The organism is Paraburkholderia aspalathi, from assembly GCF_900116445.1.
In the GTDB taxonomy this organism is placed as follows: Bacteria; Pseudomonadota; Gammaproteobacteria; order Burkholderiales; family Burkholderiaceae; genus Paraburkholderia; species Paraburkholderia aspalathi.
In genome coordinates this window covers 1-23,258 of sequence record NZ_FPBH01000010.1, presented here as the reverse complement: position 1 = coordinate 23,258, position 23,258 = coordinate 1, and the positions used below count along the sequence as shown (strand labels likewise).

At 62.9% G+C, this 23,258-nt stretch carries 23 protein-coding genes; 7 read left to right on the top strand and 16 right to left on the bottom strand.

Annotated elements, in window-relative coordinates:
* Positions 1-44: 44 nt before the first annotated feature.
* Entirely contained in the window at positions 45-2,066 is a 2,022-nt protein-coding gene (gene tkt, locus BM438_RS16930) for a transketolase (RefSeq protein WP_093635429.1), read from the bottom strand.
* 291 nt (positions 2,067-2,357) lie between these two features.
* Here tkt and speE point away from each other — a divergent pair, with 291 nt between their 5' ends.
* The 3 genes from speE (at position 2,358) to BM438_RS16915 (ending at position 4,523) form a co-directional block, all read left to right on the top strand.
* Complete coding sequence (gene speE / locus BM438_RS16925) at positions 2,358-3,236, top strand: polyamine aminopropyltransferase (protein WP_093635427.1); 879 nt, start codon at positions 2,358-2,360, stop codon at positions 3,234-3,236.
* A 113-nt stretch (positions 3,237-3,349) separates the two neighbouring features.
* Positions 3,350-3,763: a VOC family protein gene (locus tag BM438_RS16920; protein ID WP_054034519.1), complete on the top strand. Its 414-nt coding sequence runs from the start codon at positions 3,350-3,352 to the stop codon at positions 3,761-3,763.
* Between the two features lie 19 nt (positions 3,764-3,782).
* Complete coding sequence (locus tag BM438_RS16915) at positions 3,783-4,523, top strand: 16S rRNA (uracil(1498)-N(3))-methyltransferase (protein WP_093635425.1); 741 nt, start codon at positions 3,783-3,785, stop codon at positions 4,521-4,523.
* Between the two features lie 90 nt (positions 4,524-4,613).
* Here BM438_RS16915 and BM438_RS16910 read toward each other — a convergent pair whose 3' ends face one another.
* From BM438_RS16910 to BM438_RS16900, 3 genes are all read right to left on the bottom strand, one after another.
* Positions 4,614-5,174 (bottom strand): barstar family protein, encoded by a 561-nt coding sequence (locus BM438_RS16910; RefSeq protein WP_093635748.1) that lies wholly within the window; start codon positions 5,172-5,174, stop codon positions 4,614-4,616.
* A 16-nt stretch (positions 5,175-5,190) separates the two neighbouring features.
* Positions 5,191-5,607, bottom strand: coding sequence for a ribonuclease (locus tag BM438_RS16905; protein ID WP_093635423.1), 417 nt, complete (start codon positions 5,605-5,607; stop codon positions 5,191-5,193).
* Positions 5,608-6,024: 417 nt separating this feature from the next.
* Complete coding sequence (locus BM438_RS16900; protein ID WP_093635421.1) at positions 6,025-8,364, bottom strand: NADP-dependent malic enzyme; 2,340 nt, start codon at positions 8,362-8,364, stop codon at positions 6,025-6,027.
* Between the two features lie 206 nt (positions 8,365-8,570).
* On the opposite strand from BM438_RS16900, the gene thiL reads away from it, so the two are divergent.
* The 4 genes from thiL (at position 8,571) to BM438_RS16880 (ending at position 11,253) form a co-directional block, all read left to right on the top strand.
* The gene (thiL, locus tag BM438_RS16895) at positions 8,571-9,569 is read left to right on the top strand and encodes a thiamine-phosphate kinase (protein WP_093635419.1); all 999 of its coding nucleotides are present in this window, start codon (positions 8,571-8,573) and stop codon (positions 9,567-9,569) included.
* Positions 9,559-10,131 (top strand): phosphatidylglycerophosphatase A family protein, encoded by a 573-nt coding sequence (locus BM438_RS16890; RefSeq protein ID WP_171926716.1) that lies wholly within the window; start codon positions 9,559-9,561, stop codon positions 10,129-10,131. The genes thiL and BM438_RS16890 overlap by 11 nt, the downstream gene beginning before the upstream one ends.
* Positions 10,132-10,199: 68 nt before the next feature.
* Complete coding sequence (locus tag BM438_RS16885) at positions 10,200-10,700, top strand: CinA family protein (RefSeq protein ID WP_054034521.1); 501 nt, start codon at positions 10,200-10,202, stop codon at positions 10,698-10,700.
* A 31-nt stretch (positions 10,701-10,731) separates the two neighbouring features.
* Positions 10,732-11,253, top strand: a complete 522-nt coding sequence (locus tag BM438_RS16880; protein WP_093635417.1) for a cupin domain-containing protein — start codon at positions 10,732-10,734, stop codon at positions 11,251-11,253.
* Positions 11,254-11,269: 16 nt separating this feature from the next.
* Here BM438_RS16880 and pyrF read toward each other — a convergent pair whose 3' ends face one another.
* The 12 genes from pyrF to BM438_RS45880 form a co-directional block, all read right to left on the bottom strand.
* A complete protein-coding gene (gene pyrF, locus BM438_RS16875; protein WP_093635415.1) occupies positions 11,270-12,085 on the bottom strand; it encodes an orotidine-5'-phosphate decarboxylase in 816 nt (271 codons plus the stop codon).
* A gap of 139 nt (positions 12,086-12,224) precedes the next feature.
* Positions 12,225-13,277: an aldose 1-epimerase gene (locus BM438_RS16870; RefSeq protein WP_093635413.1), complete on the bottom strand. Its 1,053-nt coding sequence runs from the start codon at positions 13,275-13,277 to the stop codon at positions 12,225-12,227.
* Positions 13,278-13,493: 216 nt separating this feature from the next.
* Positions 13,494-14,429 carry an SMP-30/gluconolactonase/LRE family protein gene (locus BM438_RS16865; protein ID WP_093635411.1) on the bottom strand — a complete coding sequence of 312 codons (936 nt, stop codon included), beginning with the start codon at positions 14,427-14,429 and terminating at the stop codon, positions 13,494-13,496.
* On the bottom strand, positions 14,426-15,226 hold the full coding sequence (locus BM438_RS16860; protein ID WP_093635409.1) for an SDR family NAD(P)-dependent oxidoreductase: 801 nt from the start codon (positions 15,224-15,226) through the stop codon (positions 14,426-14,428). The genes BM438_RS16865 and BM438_RS16860 overlap by 4 nt, the downstream gene beginning before the upstream one ends.
* 64 nt (positions 15,227-15,290) lie before the next feature.
* Positions 15,291-16,307: an L-arabinose ABC transporter permease AraH gene (araH, locus tag BM438_RS16855; RefSeq protein ID WP_093635407.1), complete on the bottom strand. Its 1,017-nt coding sequence runs from the start codon at positions 16,305-16,307 to the stop codon at positions 15,291-15,293.
* A 54-nt stretch (positions 16,308-16,361) separates the two neighbouring features.
* Complete coding sequence (gene araG, locus BM438_RS16850) at positions 16,362-17,897, bottom strand: L-arabinose ABC transporter ATP-binding protein AraG (protein WP_093635405.1); 1,536 nt, start codon at positions 17,895-17,897, stop codon at positions 16,362-16,364.
* A gap of 188 nt (positions 17,898-18,085) precedes the next feature.
* Positions 18,086-19,084, bottom strand: coding sequence for an arabinose ABC transporter substrate-binding protein (locus tag BM438_RS16845; RefSeq protein WP_093635403.1), 999 nt, complete (start codon positions 19,082-19,084; stop codon positions 18,086-18,088).
* A 173-nt stretch (positions 19,085-19,257) separates the two neighbouring features.
* Positions 19,258-20,034: an SDR family oxidoreductase gene (locus tag BM438_RS16840; protein WP_093635400.1), complete on the bottom strand. Its 777-nt coding sequence runs from the start codon at positions 20,032-20,034 to the stop codon at positions 19,258-19,260.
* On the bottom strand, positions 20,031-20,711 hold the full coding sequence (locus tag BM438_RS16835; RefSeq protein ID WP_093635398.1) for a 2-dehydro-3-deoxy-6-phosphogalactonate aldolase: 681 nt from the start codon (positions 20,709-20,711) through the stop codon (positions 20,031-20,033). The genes BM438_RS16840 and BM438_RS16835 overlap by 4 nt, the downstream gene beginning before the upstream one ends.
* A gap of 36 nt (positions 20,712-20,747) precedes the next feature.
* Positions 20,748-21,806 (bottom strand): 2-dehydro-3-deoxygalactonokinase, encoded by a 1,059-nt coding sequence (locus BM438_RS16830; RefSeq protein ID WP_093635396.1) that lies wholly within the window; start codon positions 21,804-21,806, stop codon positions 20,748-20,750.
* The gene (locus BM438_RS16825) at positions 21,803-22,783 is read right to left on the bottom strand and encodes an IclR family transcriptional regulator (RefSeq protein WP_093635394.1); all 981 of its coding nucleotides are present in this window, start codon (positions 22,781-22,783) and stop codon (positions 21,803-21,805) included. Before BM438_RS16825 ends, BM438_RS16830 begins: the two co-directional genes overlap by 4 nt.
* Before the next feature lie 250 nt (positions 22,784-23,033).
* A partial coding sequence (locus BM438_RS45880; protein ID WP_143131717.1) for a hypothetical protein occupies positions 23,034-23,258 on the bottom strand: 225 nt, incomplete at its 5' end.

Below are 23,258 nucleotides of genomic sequence, written 5' to 3'. Positions count from 1 at the left end.
GGCGCAACCGCGCGTGGGGTGCACGCGGCTGCGCTTACCGAAGGTCAGCCGAGTGCGGCTTTGGCCGTCTCTACCACGTTCTCGACGGTGAAGCCGAAATGCTTGAACAGCACGCCAGCCGGGGCCGATTCGCCGAACGTGTCGATGCCGACCACGCCGCCTTCCAGACCCACGTACTTGCGCCAGAAATCCGTCACGCCCGCTTCGATCGCGACGCGGCGCACGCCCTTCGGCAGCACGCGTTCACGGTACTCGGCGTCCTGCTTGTCGAACACGGTGGTCGACGGCATCGACACGACGCGTGCCGCGATGCCTTCGCGAGCCAGCGGCTCAACTGCGTTCAACGCCAGTTCGATTTCCGACCCGGTGGCGATCAGGATGACCTTGCGCGCGACGATCTCGTCGTTCCAGTCGCGCAGCACGTAACCGCCCTTTTCGATGTTGGCGATCTGCGCGTCAGTACGCTCCGAGAACGGCAGGTTCTGACGGCTGAAGATCAGGCACGACGGGCCATGATGCTCAACCGCGTGGGTCCAGGCCACCGCCGTTTCGACCGTATCGGCCGGGCGCCACACTTGCAGATTCGGGATCAGACGCAGGCTTGCGACGTGTTCGATCGACTGGTGGGTCGGGCCATCTTCGCCCAGACCGATCGAGTCGTGCGTGAACACGAAGATCGACGGCGACTTCATCAGTGCGGCGACGCGCAGTGCGTTGCGGCTGTAGTCCGAGAACGTCAGGAACGTGCCGCCGAAGGCCTTGAAGCCGCCATGCAGCGCGATACCGTTGATCGCGGCGCTCATACCGAATTCGCGCACGCCGTAGTTCACGTAATTGCCGGCAGCCTGGCCTTCGGCGTTCACACGCACCGGCTTGGCGGCCTTCCAGTTGGTGAGGTTCGAGCCGGTCAGGTCAGCGGAGCCACCGAGCAGTTCCGGCAATGCAGCCGACAAACCTTCGATTGCCTGTTGCGATGCCTTACGCGTCGCGATGGTTTCCTTGCGTTCGTTCGCGCCGGCGATGATCGCCTTGGCCTTTTCCTTCCAGTCAGCGGGCAATTGCTTCGCGTCGCGGCGCTTGAATTCAGCGGCTTCCTGCGGGTATTTGGCTGCGTATGCTGCAAACGCCTTGTCCCACTCGGATTCGTTGCGTGCGCCGGCTTCCGTTGCGTCCCACGCTGCGTAGACTTCCTGCGGGATCACGAACGGCTCCCACTTCCAGCCGATCGCTTCGCGCGTGGCCGCGATTTCCTTGTCGCCGAGCGGCGAGCCGTGCGAATCGTGGCTGCCCGACTTGGTCGGCGCGCCTTCGCCGATCACGGTCTTGCAGCAGATCAGCGTCGGCTTGTCCGACAGTTTGGCCTGCTTGATTGCCGCATCCACCGCGTCGACGTCATGGCCGACCACGTTCGGGATCACGTTCCAGCCGTACGCTTCGAAGCGCTTCGGCGTGTCGTCGTGGAACCAGTGCACCACTTCGCCGTCGATCGAGATGCCGTTGTCGTCGTAGAACGCGATCAGCTTGTTCAGCTTCAGCACACCAGCGAGCGAGCAGGCTTCGTGCGAGATGCCTTCCATCAGGCAGCCGTCGCCGACGAACACGTACGTGTGGTGGTCGACGATCGTCGCGTCAGCCTTGTTGAATTCGGTGGCAAGCAGCGATTCGGCGAGCGCCATGCCGACTGCGTTGGCCAGACCCTGGCCGAGCGGGCCGGTGGTCGTTTCGACGCCCGGCGTGATGCCGTATTCCGGGTGACCCGGCGTCTTTGAATGCATTTGACGGAAGTTTTTCAACTCTTCCATCGGCAGGTCGTAGCCGGTCAGATGCAGGAGCGAGTACAGCAGCATCGAGCCGTGGCCGTTCGACAGCACGAAGCGGTCGCGATCGGCCCATTGCGGGTTCTTCGGGTTGTGACGCAGATGGCGCGACCACAAAGCCACGCCGATTTCGGCCATGCCCATCGGCATGCCGGGGTGGCCGGAGTTCGCTTTTTGAACGGCGTCCATGGACAACGCGCGGATTGCGTTGGCCATCAGGGAAGTGTGTGCGGGAGACGGGGTCGTCATGTCGAGTCCGGAGACAGAGTCAGAAGGCGGTGCGCGCTTGAGGCCCGGATGCTCGAATGCCAGTCCACTTCGGCGCACGGTGCGGCGCCAGGAGACGCGAAACGGGCAGAGCAAACGGACAAGGCTGAAAGCGTGACATTCTAACAGAACGTTGACCGGCCCCCCTCGCGCAAAGCCGCCTGGCGGCCTGGTTTCAGGCTGGTTCCGCACGCGGGCCGGGCCCGCGCCACGCCTGCGCCTTTACAATTGAGCGACACCAACCCACCGCGCTCCCAACAGAGCCTGCCATCCGTGAGCGCTCCCCTGCTGTTCCACCCTACCGCCGACGCCGTCTACGGATTTCCGAACGCGCGGCGGCTTGCGCGCGTCGATTCGCCCTACCAGCGGATCGAAGTGTGGGACACGCCGCAGCTCGGCCGGCTGTTTACGCTCGACGGCCGCCCGATGACCTCCACCGGCGACGAATTCATCTACCACGAATGCATGGTGCATCCGGCCGCGCTGGCGCATCCATCGCCGAAGGCAGCGCTGGTGCTCGGTGGCGGCGATGGTGGCGCTGCGCGGCAATTGCTGAAGCACCGGGGCATCGAGCGGATCGTCGTGGCGGAGCTCGATGCCGACGTCGTGCGCCTGACCCGCGAGTACCTGCCAGAAGTGCACGGTGGCGCTTTCGATGATCCGCGGGTCGAACTCGTAATCGGCGATGCCGCGGATTTCGTCGCCGGGGCCGCCACAACCACAACGCCGTTTGATCTCGTCGTCTTCGACCTGACACCGCCGGACTCACCCGCCTCAGGCCTCTACACGCCCGACTTCTACATGCAGCTCAAGCGCGTCATGAGCCCGACCGCCGCACTCTCGCTGCATCTCGGTTCTCCCTATTTCCACACGGAACGCGTCGCCGGCCTGCTCAACGATTTACGCGACAGCTTCGCCATCGTGCGCACAATGAGCACCTTCATCCCGCTCTACGGCTCGCTCTGGATGATGGCGACCGCCAGCGACACACTCGACCCCGCCGGCCTCACCGCCGAAGCACTCACCGAGCGCCTTGCCGCACGTCAAATCAGCTCCTTGAAACACTACGACCCAGCCCTCTATGCCGGACTGCTCTCGGCATCCCGGTCCGTGCGCGATAAACTAAGTCAATTCTTAAAGCCATCAAGCTAACGCGTGGGCAGAATGCACGGTCGGTTGGCGCGCGCCATCGGTGTATCGATGCGCGACCGCCCGCCTGGCCTCGCAGCATGCATCCCGCAACCCCAAAAGATCTGGAGAACCCCATGACCGCCTCCCGCCCAGCCGGTGTGCCCTGGTTGACCCCCTATCTGACGGTGCGCGACGCACGTGCCGCCACGGCGTTCTTCGAAGCGGCATTCGGCTTCGAGGTACGTGACAGCGTCCAGGACGATGGTGTCGTCATGCATGTCGAGATGACCTATCAAGGCCAGCTGATCGTGATGTTCGCGCCGGAAGGCGCGTTCGGCTCGGCGGCGAAAACACCCAAAAGCGCGGGCGCGATCGCGCCGCAATCGTTCTATGTCTATGTCGACGATGTCGACGCGGTTTACACGCGGGCGCTGGCCGCCGGCGCAAAATCGCTGAGCGAGCCACAGGATCAATTCTGGGGCGACCGGTTTGCCCAGGTCGAAGATCTGGACGGCTACCGTTGGGCGCTCGCTCGCCACCTTTCCTGAACTAATGAGTATTTTTCTGATGCCTCGCTTCTTCGTCGGTACGCCCCTCAAGCCCGACGACATCATGCCGTTGCCCGATGACGTCACGCGCCACATCCTCGTGCTGCGTTTGCAGCCGGGCGACTCGATCGTGCTTTTCAATGGCGAAGGCGGCGAATACAGCGCCGAACTCGTCGAGGTCGAACGCCGCTCAGCCAAGGTCAGAATTCACGAATTCCGCAATATCGAAGTGGAAGCGCCGTATCACCTCACCCTCGCGCAGGGCATCGCCGGCGGCGACAAGATGGACTGGCTCATCGAGAAGGCCGTCGAACTCGGGGCATCGTGTTTCGTGCCGCTGACCACCACGCGCAGCGTGGTGCGTCTTTCCGGCGAGCGCGCGCAGCGGCGCCACGTTCATTGGCAAGGCATCGTGCGCGCGTCGTGCGAGCAGTGCGGGCGCAATCGCCTGCCGGAAGTGATGCCGGTGCGTGAGATCGCCACGTGGCTCGGTGCGCTGCCTCGCACGCCTGAAGAAGGCGAAATGCGCATTCTGCTGTCGCCGCGCGCCAGCATCAGCTTTTCGGCACTGCCCGCTAATCCGCCGTTCGGGCGCGTAACCGTGCTGGTCGGCCCCGAAGGCGGTTTTTCGGCGGCGGAAGAAGCCGCTGCGACTGATCACGGATTTACCGCGGTCGGCCTCGGTCCGCGCGTGTTGCGCACGGAGACCGCCGGCATCGCAGTGCTCTCGGCATTGGCAGCCCGCTGGGGTGCCTGGTAAGCCGCAAGCAAAAACAAAAGCAAAGGCCCGCCAATTGGCGGGCCTTTCTCTTTCTTTTACAACGGTAGGCGGTGCTCAGGCCTACCTTACTTATGCAAACGAATAAAACACCCGGAACGCAACCTTGCGCTCGGCCCAGAACTCGGACGCTTCGCGGAACACGTCCAGTAGCGTCTCGCGCCCTTCCTTGTCGAACTTTTGCGCGACCGGCAACTGCTCAAGCACGATCACGAACCCGGGCTGCGCGCCTGCCTTATGGACCAGATCGGTCAGGCAATCGTAGAGCGCGTCGTAATTCTTGCCGAAATGCTTCGGAAACAGGAACGACGTAGCAATGGTCTCCAGCACTTCCTGTTTGGACTGTGCATTCGCGCAGTACGCGTACAGAAAGTGCTGGCCGAGCTGGTTGGCCTCGTCAGCGAGATCCTGCACGCGAAAGGCGCGGATCGACTGTACGATGTTCGGTCGTACGGTCTTGAAAAGACTCATGGGCTCCTCGTTCGATGAGAGCACAGTGCTGGCTTCGCTCTGGTTATCCCGGCCCTGGTCGCCGGCGCGCATTCGCATGACGCGCTGGAACAAATTGCCGTCGCCGGCCGCGAAAAGATCCGTCGCGACTCCGGAGTCGTGCGCGTAGACGTTGTCGCTCATGCCGTTCATCCCGATGTCATTCAACAATACGATTAAAACTGGTGTAATGGTCGTCCGAGTAATAGCAGTTGTCGGTCCGCTGTAGCGGACCTCCGCAGACGATGCGACGCGCCCCGCGGTTTCGTGAACGAGGCGTGGGAACGGTGTATTCGTGGTAAAAGCCGCGCCGATGCGGCGGTAGCAACCGTTCGCGATTGCCGAATACGATGCCGTCCTTCTCATACGGGTAAGGCCCGCCCGCGGCAATCAAGTTCAATGTATTGACCGCTTCGCGCGGCAACTGCGCCGCCGCGATAGTGCCCTGCACCTGAGCTTGTGTATCGGCAGATGCCGTGTAGTCGCGCGCAAACGCGCCAGGCACGGAGCCCGATACAGCGCAGAGCGTCAAAGCACCGATCAGCACGCCTTTAATGCGCAGCCACTTGCGTGCCATGAATCAAGGTTCCCCGCTGTTAGATCACGAGTTTGACGACCATGAAAGTCGTAAGGGTATCGCTAAAACCCCACAGAATCAACGTTCGCCGGACAGGCAAAAGCTTCCAATCGCGCGGGAAAGAGCCACGGAACGGGCTTTGACGACTTTTGACAGAATATTTAGCTTGTGCAGGCTAAAATTAACCCGACGAAGCAAATGAAGGCAGGCCCAAGCCCACTGGGCGCCCATTGCGCAGCCCATTCCCTCTAATGAAAGCCTTGGGGATCCGCAGTCTCTCGAAGGCGGAATGGTCTCATTCGGCCTTTTTAGGGTGGCTATCCCCTGTTCACCCGCAGGCGTGCCCATTGCGGGCACGCCTTTTTTTTGCATGGCGCCCAAATCAGGCGGCGCCACGCTTCAGTCCCGGATCAAGGATCAGCGGGCTGCGATCACGTCGGCAACCAGCAGCGCCGTCATGTTGACGATGCGGCGAACCGTGGCCGAAGCCGTCAGCACGTGCACCGGCTTGGCGGCGCCGAGCAGCATCGGACCAATCGCGATGTTGTTGCCCGCGGCGGTCTTCAGCAGGTTGTACGAGATGTTGGCCGCGTCGATGTTCGGCAGCACCAGCAGGTTCGCATCGCCTTCGAGCGTCGAGTCGGGCAGCACTTCGCGGCGCAGATTCGCGTCGAGTGCGAGGTCGCCGTGCATTTCGCCGTCCACTTGCAGGTCGGGTGCGCGCTCGCGCAGGATCGCCAGCGTGTCGCGCATTTTCTGCGCGGTCGGCGCATTGCTCGAACCGAAGTTCGAATGCGACACCAGCGCGATCTTCGGTTCGATACCGAAGCGGCGCACTTCCTCGGCTGCCATGATCGTGATCTCTGCCAGTTGTTCCGGCGTCGGATCGACGTTCACGTGCGTGTCGACGAGGAAAATCTGGCGGTTCGGCAACACCAGCGCATTCATCGCCGCATAGACCTTCGCGCCTTGCTTCTTGCCAATGACCTGATCGATGAAGTGCAGGTGACGATGCGTGGTGGACACCGTGCCGCAGATCATGCCGTCCGCCTCGCCCTTCTCCACCATCATCGCGCCGATCAGCGTGGTGCGGCGGCGCATTTCGAGCTTCGCCATCTGCTCGGTGATGCCCTTGCGGGACATCATCTTGTGATATTCCTGCCAGAAATCGCGGTAACGCTCGTCGTGGTCGGTGTTCACGACCGAGTAGTCCTGACCCGCGATCAGACGCAGACCGTAACGCGCGATGCGCTGTTCGATCACCGCCGGACGGCCGATCAGGATCGGCTTCGCGAGCTTTTCGTCGACGATGATCTGCATCGCGCGCAGAACGCGCTCTTCTTCGCCTTCCGCGAACACAATGCGCTTCTTCTCCGGCTCGACGCCACGCGCCAGTTGGAAAATCGGCTTCATGGTCGTGCCGCTGTGATACACGAACTGCTGCAGATGCTGTTCGTACGCGTCCATGTCTTCGATCGGACGCTCGGCGACGCCCGAATCCATCGCGGCCTTCGCCACCGCCGGCGCGACCTTGACGATCAGGCGCGGGTCGAACGGCTTCGGAATCAGGTATTCCGGACCAAACGAAAGATCCTGGATGCCGTACGCCGTCGCGACGATATCGCTCTGCTCCTGGCGAGCCAGTTCGGCGATCGCATTGACCGCGGCGATCTCCATTTCACGCGTCACCGTCGTGGCGCCCGCATCCAGTGCGCCGCGGAACAGGAACGGGAACACCAGCACGTTGTTCACCTGGTTCGGGTAGTCCGTGCGGCCCGTGCAGAGCACCGCGTCCGGACGCACTTCGAGCGCCAGTTCCGGCAGGATTTCCGGGGTCGGGTTGGCCAGCGCCAGAATCAGCGGCTTGTCGGCCATCTGCTTGACCATGTCCTGCTTCAGTACGCCGCCGGCCGAGAGGCCAAGGAAAATATCCGCGCCGCCGATCGCCTCAGCGAGCGTGCGAGCGTCGGTTTCGCGTGCGAAGCGTTCCTTGTCCGGGTCCATCAGTTCGACGCGGCCCTTGTAGACCACGCCGGCCAGGTCGGTGACGGTAATGTTTTCGAGCGGCAGGCCGATGTCGACCAGCAGATCCAGACAGGCCAGCGCCGCCGCGCCCGCGCCGGACGCCACCAGTTTGACCTTCTTGATGTCCTTGCCGACCACCTTCAAGCCGTTGGTGATGGCCGCCGCGACGACGATGGCCGTACCGTGCTGGTCATCGTGGAAGACCGGAATCTTCATGCGCTTGCGGCATTCGCGCTCGACGATGAAGCAGTCCGGCGCCTTGATGTCTTCGAGGTTGATACCACCGAAGGTCGGCTCCAGCGCGGCGATCACCTCGACCAGCTTGTGCGGATCGGACTCGTTCAGCTCGATATCGAACACGTCGATGCCGGCGAACTTCTTGAACAGGACGGCCTTGCCTTCCATGACCGGCTTCGAGGCGAGCGGCCCGATGTTGCCAAGACCCAGCACCGCGGTGCCGTTCGTGACGACGCCGACCAGGTTGCTGCGCGCGGTGAAACGGGCGGCGTTCAGCGGGTTTTCGACGATTTCCTCACACGCGAACGCGACGCCCGGCGAGTATGCCAACGCGAGGTCGCGCTGGTTGATCATCTGCTTGGTGGGGGCGATCGCGATCTTCCCGGGGGTCGGGAACTCGTGATAATCGAGAGCGGCTTCGCGGAGTTTGCTATTGACGGGAGTCGACATAAGGCGGGCTTCGAAGGGCGGATTAGAATAGATGTTCGACGGCATTGTAGCCCCAATTGCCGGCTCGATTCCTTCAATACGGGTACAACTGCCGCGACTGAAATATAGCGAAAGGCAGACATGGCACACGTTGGGCCAACCACTCGTTGAATCGGAGTTGAGCGCGAATAGAGTGTTTACCCGCGGACGTCTCCGTACAATGCGCGCCGTTAGCGACTTTTCGTTGCACTTATCCGCTTACCCACTACCCCATGCTCTCTGAGTTTTCGCTGATCGATCGCTTCTTCGCCCGCCGCGCAGCCGCTGCGTCGTCCCGTACTGCTGAAGGCGAACTCGGCATCGGTGACGACTGCGCCCTGCTCGCGCCGCGCCCCGGCGAAATGCTGGCGATATCGACGGACATGCTGGTGGAAGGCCGCCATTTCTTTCCTGACGTTGATCCCGAGGCGCTCGGTCACAAGGCGCTCGCGGTGAACCTGTCGGATCTCGCCGCCATGGGCGCAAAGCCGCAGGCGTTCACCTTGGCGTTCTCCTTGCCCAAAGCCGACGAGGCGTGGCTCGCCGCCTTCAGCGATGGCCTCTTCGCGCTGGCTGGGCGCTACGGCTGCGATCTGATCGGCGGCGACACCACCGGCGGCCCGTTGAATCTGTGCATCACCGTGTTCGGCAGCGTGCCGTCGCAAGTTGCACTGCGCCGCGACGCCGCGCAACCGGGCGACGATATCTGGATCTCCGGCACGCTCGGCGACGCCCGTGCCGGGCTGGGCGTGCAGCGCGGCGAGTGGTCTGCCGATGCCAGCGACACTGCGACGTTTCGTCGCGCCCTCGAACGTCCCGAGCCGCGCATCTTCCTCGGTCTCGCGTTGCGGGGGATCGCGCATGCAGCGCTCGATCTATCGGACGGGCTCGCCGGCGACCTACAGCACATTCTTGAACGCTCGAACGTGCAGGCCACGGTCGACGTCGACGCCGTGCCGCGTTCGACCGCGCTACGCCGCCTCTCGCCCGAGATCCAGCAACGTTGCACGCTAGCCGGCGGCGACGATTACGAACTGTGCTTCACCGCCCCGGCCGCAGCGCGCGCCAAGGTCGAAGCAGCCGGCCGCGAGGTCGCCGTACCGGTCACCCGCATCGGTACAATAAGCGCTCTTCAAACGGCGGCCGACCGCCCGGCGATCGGCTGGCGCGATGCCGCCGGCGCGCCGCTCACTCTGACGTTGCAAGGCTTCGACCATTTCCATGCAGACTGACCCCCCGCTGGGCCCCGCCGACGATCTGATCGGCCATCCGCAGCCCAACGCGTCCGGCCCGCGCGCGCCGCGTCCTCAGCCGCGCCGCGCCACCGCGCGTTTCATGCTGTCGCATCCGCTGCACATTCTGTCGCTGGGCTTTGGCAGCGGCTTGTCGCCGGTTGCGCCGGGCACCGTCGGCACCCTGTTCGCATGGGCCTCGTTCGCCGTCCTGAGCCGTTATCTGACCGTGGTCGAATGGGGCGTTCTGATCGTCGCCGGCTTTTTCGGCGGCATTGCGATCTGCGGCTTTACCGCTAAGAAGCTGGGCACCGACGATCCGTCGCCGGTCGTCTGGGACGAAATCATCGCGTTCTGGCTGGTGCTGCTAATGGTCACGCCGGTCACGCTAACCGGGCAACTCTGGGCGTTCATCGTGTTCCGCTTCTTTGACATGGTGAAACCGCCGCCCATTGGTTATTTCGATCGCCGACTGAAAGGTGGTTTTGGCATCATGTTCGACGACCTGGTCGCCGCGTTCTTCACGTTGCTCGTGATTGCGCTCTGGCGCATGTCGGTTTAACCGTTGCCCGCCGGTCACCGGCTGCCGACAGCCTCCCGCAGCAGTTCCCCGTTTTCCGGATTGACGCCATGCCTACCGATTCCGTGGTTCACCAGCTTGCGATTCGCGTGAGCAACCGCCTGCGCGACGAGCGCCTGATGCTCGTCACCGCCGAATCCTGCACAGGCGGCATGGTGGCGACTGCGATCACCGATATTTCCGGCAGCAGCGGCTGGTTCGAGCGCGGCTTCGTCACGTATTCGAATCAGGCGAAGTCCGAGATGATCGGCGTGCCGGCCGACCTGATCGAAAAGCACGGCGCGGTCAGCGAACAGGTGGCGCGCGCGATGGCGGAGGGCGCGCTGCGCAACAGTCGCGCGCAGGTGTCGGTGTCGATTACCGGCGTCGCCGGCCCGGGCGGTGGAACGGAAACCAAGCCGGTCGGCATGGTGTCGTTCGGCTGGAGCAATCGGCTGCATACGTCCGTCGAAACCAAAGTCTTCAAGGGCGATCGCGAGAAGATCCGCGTGCAGGCCGCCGCGCACGCGCTGCGCGGTGTGTTGGCCCTGCTCGACGAGCGCGAACATTAACGTCTGGTTCAAAATCTGAGGCCCCGCCACGATGCCCAATACGTCGACTTCGCACGCAGCCAAAGACAAGTTGATCCGTCGCTTCGATCTGAAGCCGCATCCGGAAGGCGGATTTTTCAGCGAAACGTATCGGTCCGTGGAGTCCGTGCGCCGCGATGACGGTTCAACGCAGACGCGCTCGGCGTCCACCGCGATTTACTACCTGCTTTGCGACGGCGCGCATTCGGCGTGGCATCGGATCAAGTCCGACGAGGTCTGGCATTTTTATGCCGGCGAGCCTTTGAATGTCCACGTGCTCGACGAAGCGGGCAGGTTGATTACGCACACGTTGGGCAATGCGCTGACGCATCCGGATGCCGTGTTTCAGGCAGTGGTGCCCGCGGGTTTGTGGTTTGCCGCGGAATGCGCGGACCCGGCGACGTTCGCGCTGGTGGGTTGCACGGTCGCGCCGGGGTTTGAGTTCAGCGAGTTCGAACTGGCGGATGTCGAAGCGCTAAAAGCGCGGCATCCGCAGCATGCGGTGTTTATCGAGCGGCTGGGGCCGGTTACCTGACCGGCCTCACCCTCAATTACCGGAACGCATTGATCCGGTCACGCGTTTCCATCGCGGCCTTAGCCGCGGCTTCGGCGAAATCGTCATCCTTACCGGCGTAGATAATCGCCCGCGACGAGTTGATCAACATGCCCGTGCCGTTCGCCGTCCGGCCGGCGTTGACCGTCGCCTGAACATCGCCGCCTTGCGCGCCGATGCCCGGAATCAGTAGCGGCATATCGCCGACGATCCCACGCACCACTTCGATTTCCTTCGGGAAAGTCGCACCGACCACGAGAGCCAGCTGGCCGCTTGCATTCCACTTGTCAGCCGCCAGTTGCGCGACGACCTGATACAGCGGACGCCCGCCCGTCTCCAGAAACTGCAGGTCCGAGCCGCCCGCGTTCGAGGTCCGGCACAACACGATCACGCCCTTGCCCTCGTGCTCCAGATACGGCTGGATCGAATCGAAACCCATATACGGATTCACCGTCACCGCATCCGCCTGATAGCGCTCGAAGGCCTCGCGCGCGTACTGCTCGGCGGTGCTGCCGATATCGCCGCGCTTCGCGTCCAGAATCACCGGCAGGCCCGGGTGGTTCGCGTGAATGTGCGCAATCAGCTGCTCGAGTTGGTCTTCCGCACGATGAGCGGCGAAGTAGGCGATCTGCGGTTTGAACGACGACGCATAGGGCGCGGTCGCATCGACGATAGTGCGGCAGAAGTCGAAAATCGCTTCGGGACGGCCCGCGAGCGCGCCCGGGAATTTGCTGGGCTCGGGATCGAGGCCGACGCACAGCAGCGAGTTCGTGCGCTGCCAGGCGTCGTTGAGTGTCTGGATGAAATTGGACATGGTGAGTCTCGCGGCGAGCCGATAACGGAAGTGGCGCGTATTTTACCTGTCCTGCGCGACAAGCCGCGGCCACGCGTCATGCCGGTTCCGGCTGGGGCGTGACGACGGGTACGCCGTACCGCTGCGCCCTGCTCGCGCCCTACTGTCGCCGGCGCGAACCGCGTGCACCCGGCATCGAGCGCAAACCCGTGCGTTCGACGGTAAAGCGGAACGTACGCGTGAGCCGTTCGCCGCGCGCGAGCATCGTCATCCCGTTTTCGCACGCGCCGCCCGCCAGATTCATCGCGTTGATCGGATGGTCGACCGGTTCGAAGCAGAAGAAGTCTTCGCGCGGCGGCGTGTAAAGCACGTAGTAGTCGGTGTCGGCGGCGATATTCAGCGACAGCCGCCGCTTCGGCCACACCACGGCCGCCTGTCCGCTCCAGCCCGTGAACGCGTGATTGACGATGGTTTCCGGCAGCGGATACGCCACGCCGAATTGCCACGCGGGCGGCGCCGGCACATGACGCACCGGCAGCCAGTCGTCGCCGGAAAGCCACAGGCCGCCTGCCGCCGCCGATAGTTCGGTGTCAGCGTCGCGCACAAAAAATGGATGCACGCCCAGCCCGAAAGGCAACGCCTCGCGGCCGGCATTCTCGATGTCCAACGTGATGACGAGCGTGGGGCCGTCCAGCGTATAGGTTTGCGTCGCGCGGAATGCGTACGGTTTGCCGTCGTGGCGATCGAGCGTCAGACGCACGTTTTCGCGATCCGACTCCGCAACCTGCCAGGCGGAGAGCCAACCGTCGCCATGAATTGGCAAGGCTTCGTCGGCGCGATTTTGCGGCACCTCGACACGCCGCCCCGCCACATTGAAATGACCGCCGCCGATGCGATTTGAATACGGCAGCAACGGATAGCAGGCCAGCTGATTCGGCTGGGTATCCGAAGCGACGTGACGGCAGCGCCGGAAAATCGGCGTGAGCGCGCCGTCGTTACGCCAGTCGAAACGCGTGACGCCGCCGCCGAGCGTCGGCGCGACATCGAGGCGCAAATGCGCATTGGCGAGCGTAATGCACGCGAGCTCGCCGCCGCTCGTCTCACCGACCGCAACCGCAGAAGTACTGGGACCCGGAAGCACCGGATTGGCCGCCGCGTTGAGTCGCGCGCGCCGGCTCTGAGAAGAGGCGGAAACAGGATTCGCAACAGTCATATCTGGCTCCATCGAGAGGCGTAGGACGTTGCCGTCATTGCTGACGGATGCTGTTGGGCGATTTTTTTTGCACAGGTCGCCTCAGGGTCCGAACTGCATGCTGCCGATCTACTGCCGATTTGCTGGCACTTGGTTTGCGACATCAACAACTGGTTCAGTTCCAAAATCACTGCTCGACTGCACTCTGCCTTGCAACTGAGGCTGCGTCATTCTGCGCTATGTAGGCGCGCCCTGGAACACCGGTTCCGGCAAACCTTGTCGTCCGGGTGTTGCGATGAACACGCCGCCCGCATGAGAATCGCCCGCTAGCGCGGCGGCATCGAGATCGATACGCGCACTCGTGATGTACAGGGTGTCCAGTTGTACAGGCCCTGAAGGAAGTCCTCTTGAGGGGCCGCCAAACGCGACGCAACTCGGCTGCGCGGTCGGTACGTCGACACGCTCGGTTTCCACGCCATCGGGGCCATACCGCACCACTCGCCTGCCGCCCCACTGTGCGTTCCACACGCCACCATCACTGTCGACGGTCGAGCCGTCGGGCTCGCCGGTCGCGTCCGTCAATGTCGTAAAGACGCGGTCGTTGGCAACGCTGCCGTCCGCGCGGTAGTCGCAAACGCGAATTTCACGTGTCGGCGAATCGCCGTAGTACATCGTCGCGCCGTCGGGACTGAACGCGATGCTGTTCGAGATCGCCGGTGCGGGCAACGGCAAACGCTCCAGCGACAAATCGTGATTCAGACGATAAAACCCGCCGATTGCCTGCAACGGCGAACCCTCGTCTTTCGTGCCGAATACGAAACGACCCTGACGATCGCAGCGGCCGTCGTTCACGCGCGTGTTCAAGCCCGGTTCGACGTCGACGATACGCCGCGTCTCGCCGGTTGTCAGATCGAAGAACGCGAGATGCGTCGCCAATCCGAGCAACAGGTAGCGCGGATCGGCGCACAACGCAAAACTCCCGAGACGCTCGGGCATGCGCCAGAACGTGCTGCCGCCGTCAAGCGGGTCATAGCGCCACAGCCGCGCGCCTTCGATGTCGTTCCAGTAGAAGCGGCCGGTTCTCGCGCACCACGTCGCGCCTTCGCCGAGCGTGCATTTCGTGTCGAGCAGCAGCGCCGCGCTATGTGCAGGCAAATCCGCCCCCGCACTCACGCCCAGCCTCCGTCGACGACGATATCCTGCGCGGTCATCATCCTGCTGTCATCGGCGGCGAGGAATAGCGCCATGCGGGCGAGATCAGCCGGCTCCAGTTCAGCATCGATACACTGACCCTCCTTGATCGAGCGACGGCCCGCATCGTCGAGCCACAAACGTTTCTGCTTTTCCGTCATCACCCAGCCCGGCACCAGCGTATTGACGCGAATATTGAAGTGACCGAGGTCGCGCGCGAGCCCGCGCGTCAGACCCTGCACTGCCGATTTCGACATCACGTACACCGGATAGCCGCCGTTCTTCAGCATCCAGCTGATCGAACCCAGGTTGATGATCGAACCCGCGTTCGCGGCTTTCATGTCCTCCATCACCGCTTGCGCCGCGAAGAACTGGTGACGGATATTCACCGCGATCCCCGCGTCGAAAAACTCGCGCGTCACGTCGCCAATCGCGTGGCGTTTGTCGTTCGCGGCGTTGTTCACCAGCACCTGAATCGGACCGAGTGCGGCCTTCACACCGGCGATCGCTTTTTGCAGCGCGTCGATGTCGGTCAGATCGCAAGGCAGGAACAGCGGCTTGTGTTTCGAATCGCCGAGTTCGTCGGCGAGCGCTTCACCTGCGGTCGCGTCGATATCGAAGAACGCGACGCGCGCACCCTGCGCCGCAAAATGCTCGACGAACGATGCGCCGATACCGGTCGCGCCGCCCGTGATCAACACCGTTCGGTCGACGAGACTCGGATAGCGGGCAAACGCGTTGTCCGCGAGGCGGTCGTTTGCATTGGCCGGAGACGACATCGTTCGATTCCTTTTTAGAGCAAGGTGGGTGAGCCGCGGGTTTATTTCCGGGTTCAATCCCGGGTTAGTCCCGTGAGCCGCGGTTCTTCAACTGGTCGAGCAGCACAGCGGCGAGCAGGATCGCGCCACGCACGAGGTACTGATAGAACGCGTCGATGTTCATCAGGTTCATCACGTTCTCAACCGTACCCATGATCAGCACGCCGATCACGACACCGGAGATCGTTGCACGACCGCCGAGCAGCGACACGCCGCCCAGCACGCACGCTGAAATCACGTTCAGCTCGAAGCCTTCCGCCGCGTTCGGCTGGCCCGACGTAATCCGCGAAGCCAGAATCACACCGGCCAGCGCGGTGACGGCGCCCTGAATCAGGAAGATATAAACGCGCGTGCGTTCGACATTGATACCGGCAAGACGCGAGGCTTCCGGATTACCGCCGATTGCCAGCGTGTTACGGCCGTACACGGTCTGATTGAGCATCACGCCGAACACGATGAAGCACAGCAGCGTGACCCAGATCGGCAGCGACACGCCGAAGAAGCTCAAACCGCCCAGTGCGATAAACGTATCCGACGACACGCCCACGGCTTGCCCATGCGACACGATAAAGCCGAGACCGCGGACGATTTCCATCGTTGCGAGCGTTGTGATCAGCGCGTTGATGCGCAGATAGGCGATCACGGCGCCGTTGACGAAGCCGATCACTGCGCCCGCGAACACAGCCGCGATGATTGCGATGAACGTGTTACCGGTCGCGTTCAGCACCATCGCGCACAGCACACCGGCGAACGCGACTGTCGACCCCACCGACAAGTCGAAATCGCGCGAGGCCAGACAGAACATCATCGTGCACGCGACCATGCCGATCTGCGAAATCGACAGGGCGAGACCGAGCATGTTCTCGATCGAGAAGAAGTGGTCGACCGTCAGCGACATCGTGATGAACATCACGATGAAGATCAGGATCAGGCTGTACTCGGTGATCTGCTGCCACCATTTCGCCTTGTCGTTGCCTTGCGGAATCAGCGCTTCGGCCGCACTTTTTGCGGCTTGTTGCGCGAGGTTTTCTCTGGCTTGCATGTTGAAGACTCCTCCCGTTCCCCACGGGTTGCCGGACTTTCGTCCAAATAATGTTCAGGCCGCTTGCTCGGTGGCTGCGGTTCCGGGCAGCGCTGTCGAGCTTTGCGGCAAGGCGAGGCCCAACACGGATTGTTCCGTTGCGTCCTTACGCGCCAGCTCGCCGGAAATCCGACCCTGACGCATCACGACGATCCGGTCGGATACGCCGAGCACTTCCGGCAATTCCGACGAAATCATCACGATCGCGCAGCCGCGTTCAGCGAGCTGATAAATCACGTTATAGATCTCATGCTTCGCGCCGACGTCGATCCCGCGCGTCGGCTCGTCGAGAATCACGACCTTCAGATCGGGCTCGGCCAACCAGCGCGACAGAATCGCCTTCTGCTGGTTGCCCCCCGACAGAAAGCGGATCTTCTGGCGACGGCTCGGCGTCTTGATCTTCAGCAGCTTGATAAAACGGTCGGCGGTTTCCGCTTCTTTCTTGCGATCGAGGAACATCCCGGCGCGCAGATAGTGACGGCGGCAACTGATATTGATGTTCTCCGACACGGTCGCCATCGCAACGATGCCCTCTTCCTTGCGGTCTTCCGGGCACAGCACGATGCCGTGTTTGATCGCCTCACCTGCGCTGCGCACCTTGATCGGCTTGCCGTCGAGCACGATTTCGCCGGCCTTCTTGTGATCCGCGCCGTACACCAGATGCATCAGTTCGCTGCGCCCGGCGCCCACCAGACCGAAGAAGCCGACGATCTCGCCACGCCGCACTTCGAAGCTGGCCGGCTGTGCGAGCGCATGACCTTCGATCGCTTTGGCAGCGAAGCGCACTTCGCCGAGCGGCCGTGACGAGTAGTTGTAAATGTCGGCGATTTCACGTCCGACCATTTCGCTGACAATGGTGTCGCGCTTCACGCCTTCGAGCGTCGGATGCGACGCAATTTTGCGGCCGTCGCGGAAGATCGTGCAGGCGTCGCACAGCTCGTAGATCTCGTCCATGCGGTGCGAGATGTAGATCATCGCGCGGTTGTCGGCACGCAGATCGCGCACCAGTTTGAACAGCACTTCGGTCTCGCGATGCGACAGCGAGCTGGTCGGTTCATCCAGTGCGATCACGCGTGCGTTGCGCAGCAGCGCCTTGCAGATTTCGACCATCTGCCGTTGCGCGATCGAGAGCTTGCGCAGCTTCGCGTTCGGATCCAGCGCCACGCCCATCGCTTCGAGGCGTTCGCGCACGAAGCGTTTGGCTTCACGCTTGTTGACCCAGCCGAGCGAGTTCGGCAACTGGCCCAGCAGCAGGTTTTCCGCGACCGTCAGATCGGGCACGTATTGCAGTTCCTGGTGAATCACCGCGATCCCCGCCGCGATCGACGACGCCGCGCTCGTGAAGCGCACCTCATTGCCGTCGATCATCACGCGGCCCGAATCGGGCTGGTATTCACCGCCGAGAATCTTCAGCAGGGTCGATTTCCCTGCGCCGTTTTCGCCCATCAGGCCGTGCACCTGGCCGACGTTGACGTCGAAGGACACACCGTCGAGCGCGCGCACGCCTGGAAAGACTTTGCCGATATTGTCAAAACGTAGCGTCGCTGACACTTCGCCTCCTATCCCATGCAACTTAATTGCTGCTTCGTGTGAACCGTGCGTGTTTTGCGAGGCAGTCACGCCAGCGGCAAACACGGTCTGTCTCAACTGCTGATCTTGTATTGCTGTTGCCGGCGCGCCCAATCCTTGGAGAAACGACGCACCGGCAGTTCACTTCATTTAACTACGCTTTCAGCCGCTTAATTTGCCGCGAGGCCCATCTTCTGGCGCACATCGGCGACGTTGTCACGTGTAGCCAGCATGCCGGTCGTCAGCGTGAGCATCGGCGGTTCCTTGCCTTGCGTGATCCAGTCGTACATCAGCGTCGAGGTTTCTTCGCCGTGACGCTTCGGGCTGATGATGACCGTGCCGTAGAAGCCCGTCGGGGTCGGCTTCTTGAACTCGTTCAATGCCGAGTCCGAACCGCCGATGCCGATACCGATCATGTTGTCCGCCTTGAAGCCGCGGCCTTCCGCTGCGCGCACCGCGCCGAGCACGCCTTCGTCGTTCAGCGCGTAAGCCACCCAGTGCTTGAAGTTCGGGTTCTTCGTCAGCGCGATGTTGGCGGCGTTGAACGCGTTTTCCGTGTCGGTCTTCGCTTGCGGCGCGGCGATGATGTTCGCCTTCGGGAAGCCGGCGGCGACCAGCGCGTCGGTTGCGCCGCTCGTGCGGTCATGCGCGGTCGGCAGCTGTTCGTAGGTGACGTCGATTGCGCCGACGTCCTTCATGTCCCAGCCGCGCTTCTTGATTTCCGCGGCCAGGCCGTCGCCCACCTGCTTGCCGATGTTGTACGCCGAGATGCCCATATGCGGCACCGATGCGATCGGCTTGCCCGCGCCGTCGACGAGACGGTCGTCGACCGTCATCATCTTCAGGCCGTCGGCCTTCGCCTTGGCGACGATGCCCGGCCCGAGCTTGACGTCAGGCGTGCAGATCACAAAGCCTTGTGCCTTCTGCGCCGACAGGTTGTCGATAGCGCTCATCACCTTCTCGCCCGACGGCGCGCCGATCTTCACCAGCGTGAAACCCTTCTCCTTGGCGGCAATTTCGGCGAACTTCCATTCGTCCTGGAACCACGGTTCTTCCGGCTGCTTCACGAGGAAGCCGATCTTGACCGGGTCCGCTGCTTGCGCCACCGGTGCGTTGAAGAGCACACCCGTCGCCGCTGCTGCCAGCGTGAGGAAAATTCTTCGTTTCATAATGCGTGTCTCCTGACTAATTGATAACGAGAAGGTATCGGCCGCGTCTTCTTGTACCGGGTGTGACACACGCGGCCAGCGCGTCGTCCGGTGAAACCTTGCTGCTTTGTTCTTGCTGCCCGTTTGCTTCTTGTTGCGTTTCCCGCTTCCTGTTGCGTGCTGCCCCGCTACGTTCAGTCGTGATACACCGCCGAGCGGCCGCCATCCACGGTGATGCAGGTGGCGTTGATGAACGGCGCCTCATCCGAGGCGAGAAACACCGCGGTCATCGCTACTTCTTCCGGGCGGCCGATGCGCTTCATCGGTTGCAGAGCGAGCGTCGCCTGTTTCGCGGCAGCCGGATCGGCTTGTTCGTTCCACCAGTCGTGCGTCAATTGCGTTTCGATGTAGCCCGGCGCGATCGCGTTGACCCGCACATTACGCGGCGCGTATTCGATGCCGAGCGCACGCGTCAATCCGATCACGCCATGCTTCGCCACCGGATACGGAAAACATCCCGGAATGATCTTGAATGCATGCGTCGACGCGATATTCACAATGCTGCCCGCGCCGCGTTCGACCATGCCCGGCAATACCGCGCGACACCCGTTCCAGACGCCGTCGAGATCGACCGCGAAGCAACGGCGCCAGTCGTCATCCGTCATGGTCAGCGGATCACAGAACACGTTGATGCCGGCGTTGTTGACCAGTACGTCGACCGCGCCGAACGCCTGCTCGGCCTCGCTCACCGCATGCTGAACCGAGGCCGATTGCGTCACGTCTGTCTGCACCGCCAGCACGCGTGCACCGGTTTGCGTCTTGATCTGTTCCGCCGTCTGCTGCGCGGTTTCGAAATCGAGTTCAGCCAGCACGACCGCCGCGCCCTCACGCGCAAACGCAAATGCGATCGCCGCACCGATGCCACGGCCGGCGCCGGTGATCAACGTGACTTTGTCGGCGAGCCGCTTCATTTCTTCGCGCCTGCACGGGCGATGCGCAACCCGTTGATGAACGCCTTTGCGTGCGAGGCCGTCACCGCCGCGCTCTGTCCCGGCTTGTACAGCGCCGAGCCGAGGCCGAAGCCATTCGCGCCGACGCTAAGGAACGGACCCATGTTGTCCGGCGTGATCCCACCAACCGGCACCAGCGGCACTTCCGCCGCGATCACCGCGCGCCACGCCTTCACGACCTGGCAGCCGAGTTGTTCGGCGGGGAACATCTTCAACACATCCGCGCCGTTTTTCAGCGCGATGAAGGCTTCGTTCGGTGTCGCCACACCCGGCGCGCAGGCCATGCCTTGCGCTTTCGCGGCGCCGACGACCTCCGGGTCGCTATGCGGCATCACGATCAGCTCGCCGCCGGCCGACTTCACGTCGTTGACGAAACTCGGATGCAGCACCGTGCCCGCACCGACGATCGCATCGGCCGGCAACACCTTGCGGATTGCCGCGATGCTGTCGAACGGCTGCGGCGAATTCAACGGCACTTCGACGATGCGAAAGCCGGCTTCGTACAGCGCCTGAGCGTGCTCGGCGGCATCGGCGGGCGTCACGCCGCGCATGATCGCGATCAGCGGACAGACCTCGAACGCCGCGATCAACCCCGCGTGCGGCATGTACGGGGCGGGCAGATTGATGTGAAGTTGCATGTCGATTCCTTGTTTCGTGAGCGGCAGCGCTGCCGGTTAGCCGGCGTGCGCCGCTTGCGGCGTAGGCTTGACGAGCCCCGCCTGGGTCGCGACGCGCCACAAGCCGCGCTCGGTGGCGTGCTTCACCAGCTCCGCGTGCGTGCAACCGAATTGCACCAGTGCTACGCGATAGCGCTCGCACAGCGCTTCATTGCCAATCAGACGCAGATGCTGCCCGGCAAGCGAACTTTGCTGTTGCGACAGCGCGGCTTCGAGACCGGCCAGTTCGTGCCCGATCAGCAAACCCGACAGATAGTCCGGCTGCTGTTCGCGCGAAAGTTGTCCGGTGAGCCCGAGCGTGCGGGAGCTGAATACGGTAGCCAGCATGCCCGCCTGACCTTTATCGCGAGCGATGTTCACGCCATGCAGAAACGAAGCGGTATCCGGACGATCCGGCGTGACCATTGTGCGGCCGAGAATGGTGTGCTCGCGCAAAGCCGCGAACACTTCACCGGTCATGAAGGTATGAAAACGTTCGATGCGACCCGCTTGCACGACAGCCCATTTCGCGTGCGTGCCAGGCAAACCGATCAGTGCGCGCTTACCGCTGTCCACTGCACCCGTGTCCTGCCCCAACGCGCCGAAAATCTGGGTTTCTTCGCCGCGCATGACGTTAGGCAACTCGCCGCGCTGCAGGACGCCCGGCACGATGTGCAGCGTCACGCCGCACGCGGCTTTCACGCGGACGATGCCGGCCACCAGCGCATCCGCATTCGCCGGCGCATCGACATACGGTGCTTCGAGCCAGCCTTGCGCGCTGCCGACCATACCGGCTGCGATCACCGACACGGCGGGCGCCTGTTCGAGCCAGGCGCCGCACGCGTCCTCGAAGGCGGCGTCGAAGCCACCTTGCTCGGCGCTACGCGGCAAATTCATGATGCCGGCCGTCGATGCCCGCGTCGCCAGCACCTCGCCGGCCGCGTCGTACAGATACGCGCGCAGCGACGTCGTGCCCCAGTCGAGCGCAATGAGCGCTGCGTCCTGGAGGGTGGCGTCGGCGACAGCGGCGGCGCGCACCGGATTGGCCGCTTGCGTGTGAGAACCCGCTCGCTTCATCGTTTGATCCTGCGGGTTGCCGGTTGCGGGGCACGCCAGCCGAGTTCTTCCGAGATCGCGCGCGCTTCGCGCTGCACGACTGGAATCAGTTCATCCATGCGCTCGAGCGACATATACGGAATCGTGCTCGCCACCGACAGCGCCGCCACGACTGCTCCCGATGCATCGCGCACCGGCGCTGCGACGCAACGGATCGACGCTTCGTTTTCTTCGAGGTCGAAGGTGTAGCCGCCGGCGGCGTAGTTGGTCATGCGCTGCATGAAGGTCTGCGCATCGGGGCGGTTATCCGGCTTGAAACTGACGCCGGCGAGCGCACGCCGCGATGCTTCGAAGAGCGACTGCCAGACGTCCGGCGTGAGGTCGAGCATCATGGCTTTGCCGATCCCCGTCGACGCCAGCGGCATCCGGTGACCGACGCGCGAGCGCATTTCGAGGCCACGGGTGCCGGGGATTTTGTCGATGTACAGCACGTCGTCGCCATCGCGCACGCCGAGGTGGATCGTGTCGAGCGTTTGTTCGGCGAGCGATTCGAGATGCTGCCGGGCGACGGTCGTGAGCGGCATCTGTTCGAGTGCGATGGTGCCGAGTTCGATCAGCTTCGGGCCGAGCAGATAGCCGCCTTGCACTTGCCGCAGATAGCGCGCCTGCACGAGGCTGCTGACCAGCCGATGCGTGGTGCTGCGGGTCGTGCCGAGCGCGGCGCCGAAGGTGCGCAGATCGCGCACGCCGGCGGCGGCGGCTTCCAGAATCGCGAGGCCGCGCAGCAGTGTTTGCGTGCCGGCCTGTTGCGGCGTGATGTCGAGCAACGTGCTCGGCAAGGCGATTTCGTCGACCACGGGCGGATGCTGGACGCTGGCGCGTGAAACCTTCGTAGCGTTGACAGCCTGCCGCGGCGCGGCGCTGGAAGCGTGATCGGCCTGCGGCGCCAGATCGGCGTCAGATTCGCTTACGGCGTGATTGGGCATCGCTTTGTTCATGGCGATTCGCTTTCAGGTAGTTTTTTGCGCTTACAGCGCGGGGCCGGAGAGGGGGCCTGGTTTGCTCGCGGCGCGTGTGTTGCCACTGGCGCGGGCGTGCGGTTGCTGCCTTTGAGGCTTTGGCATGGTGTTTGGCTTGTCTCCGGTTTTTTTCTTGCTGTCGCTGGTCGTGGCTTTTTGAGCTCACGGTGCGTGTTGGTGTGGATTGTAGGGCGGTTTTTTGGAAATCTCCAATATGTGAATGTTTGATTCATATAATGGGATTTTGGCTTGCCGGGGGCTTGTGCTGTGGGTTTGCCTGCGGCGGTGGGGTTTTCTTGAGCTTGTTGTCTGCTTGGCGCTTTTTGTCTGTGTTCTTAGGGGCGTTGGCCTTTCCTTGAATTGTTAGTGGTCTATTAGCGTTGCCCCTGTGCGGGGCGGCACTGTAGTGGTCAAGTAAACCTGGACACCCGGAAAGGGGAATATTTAAAAAAGT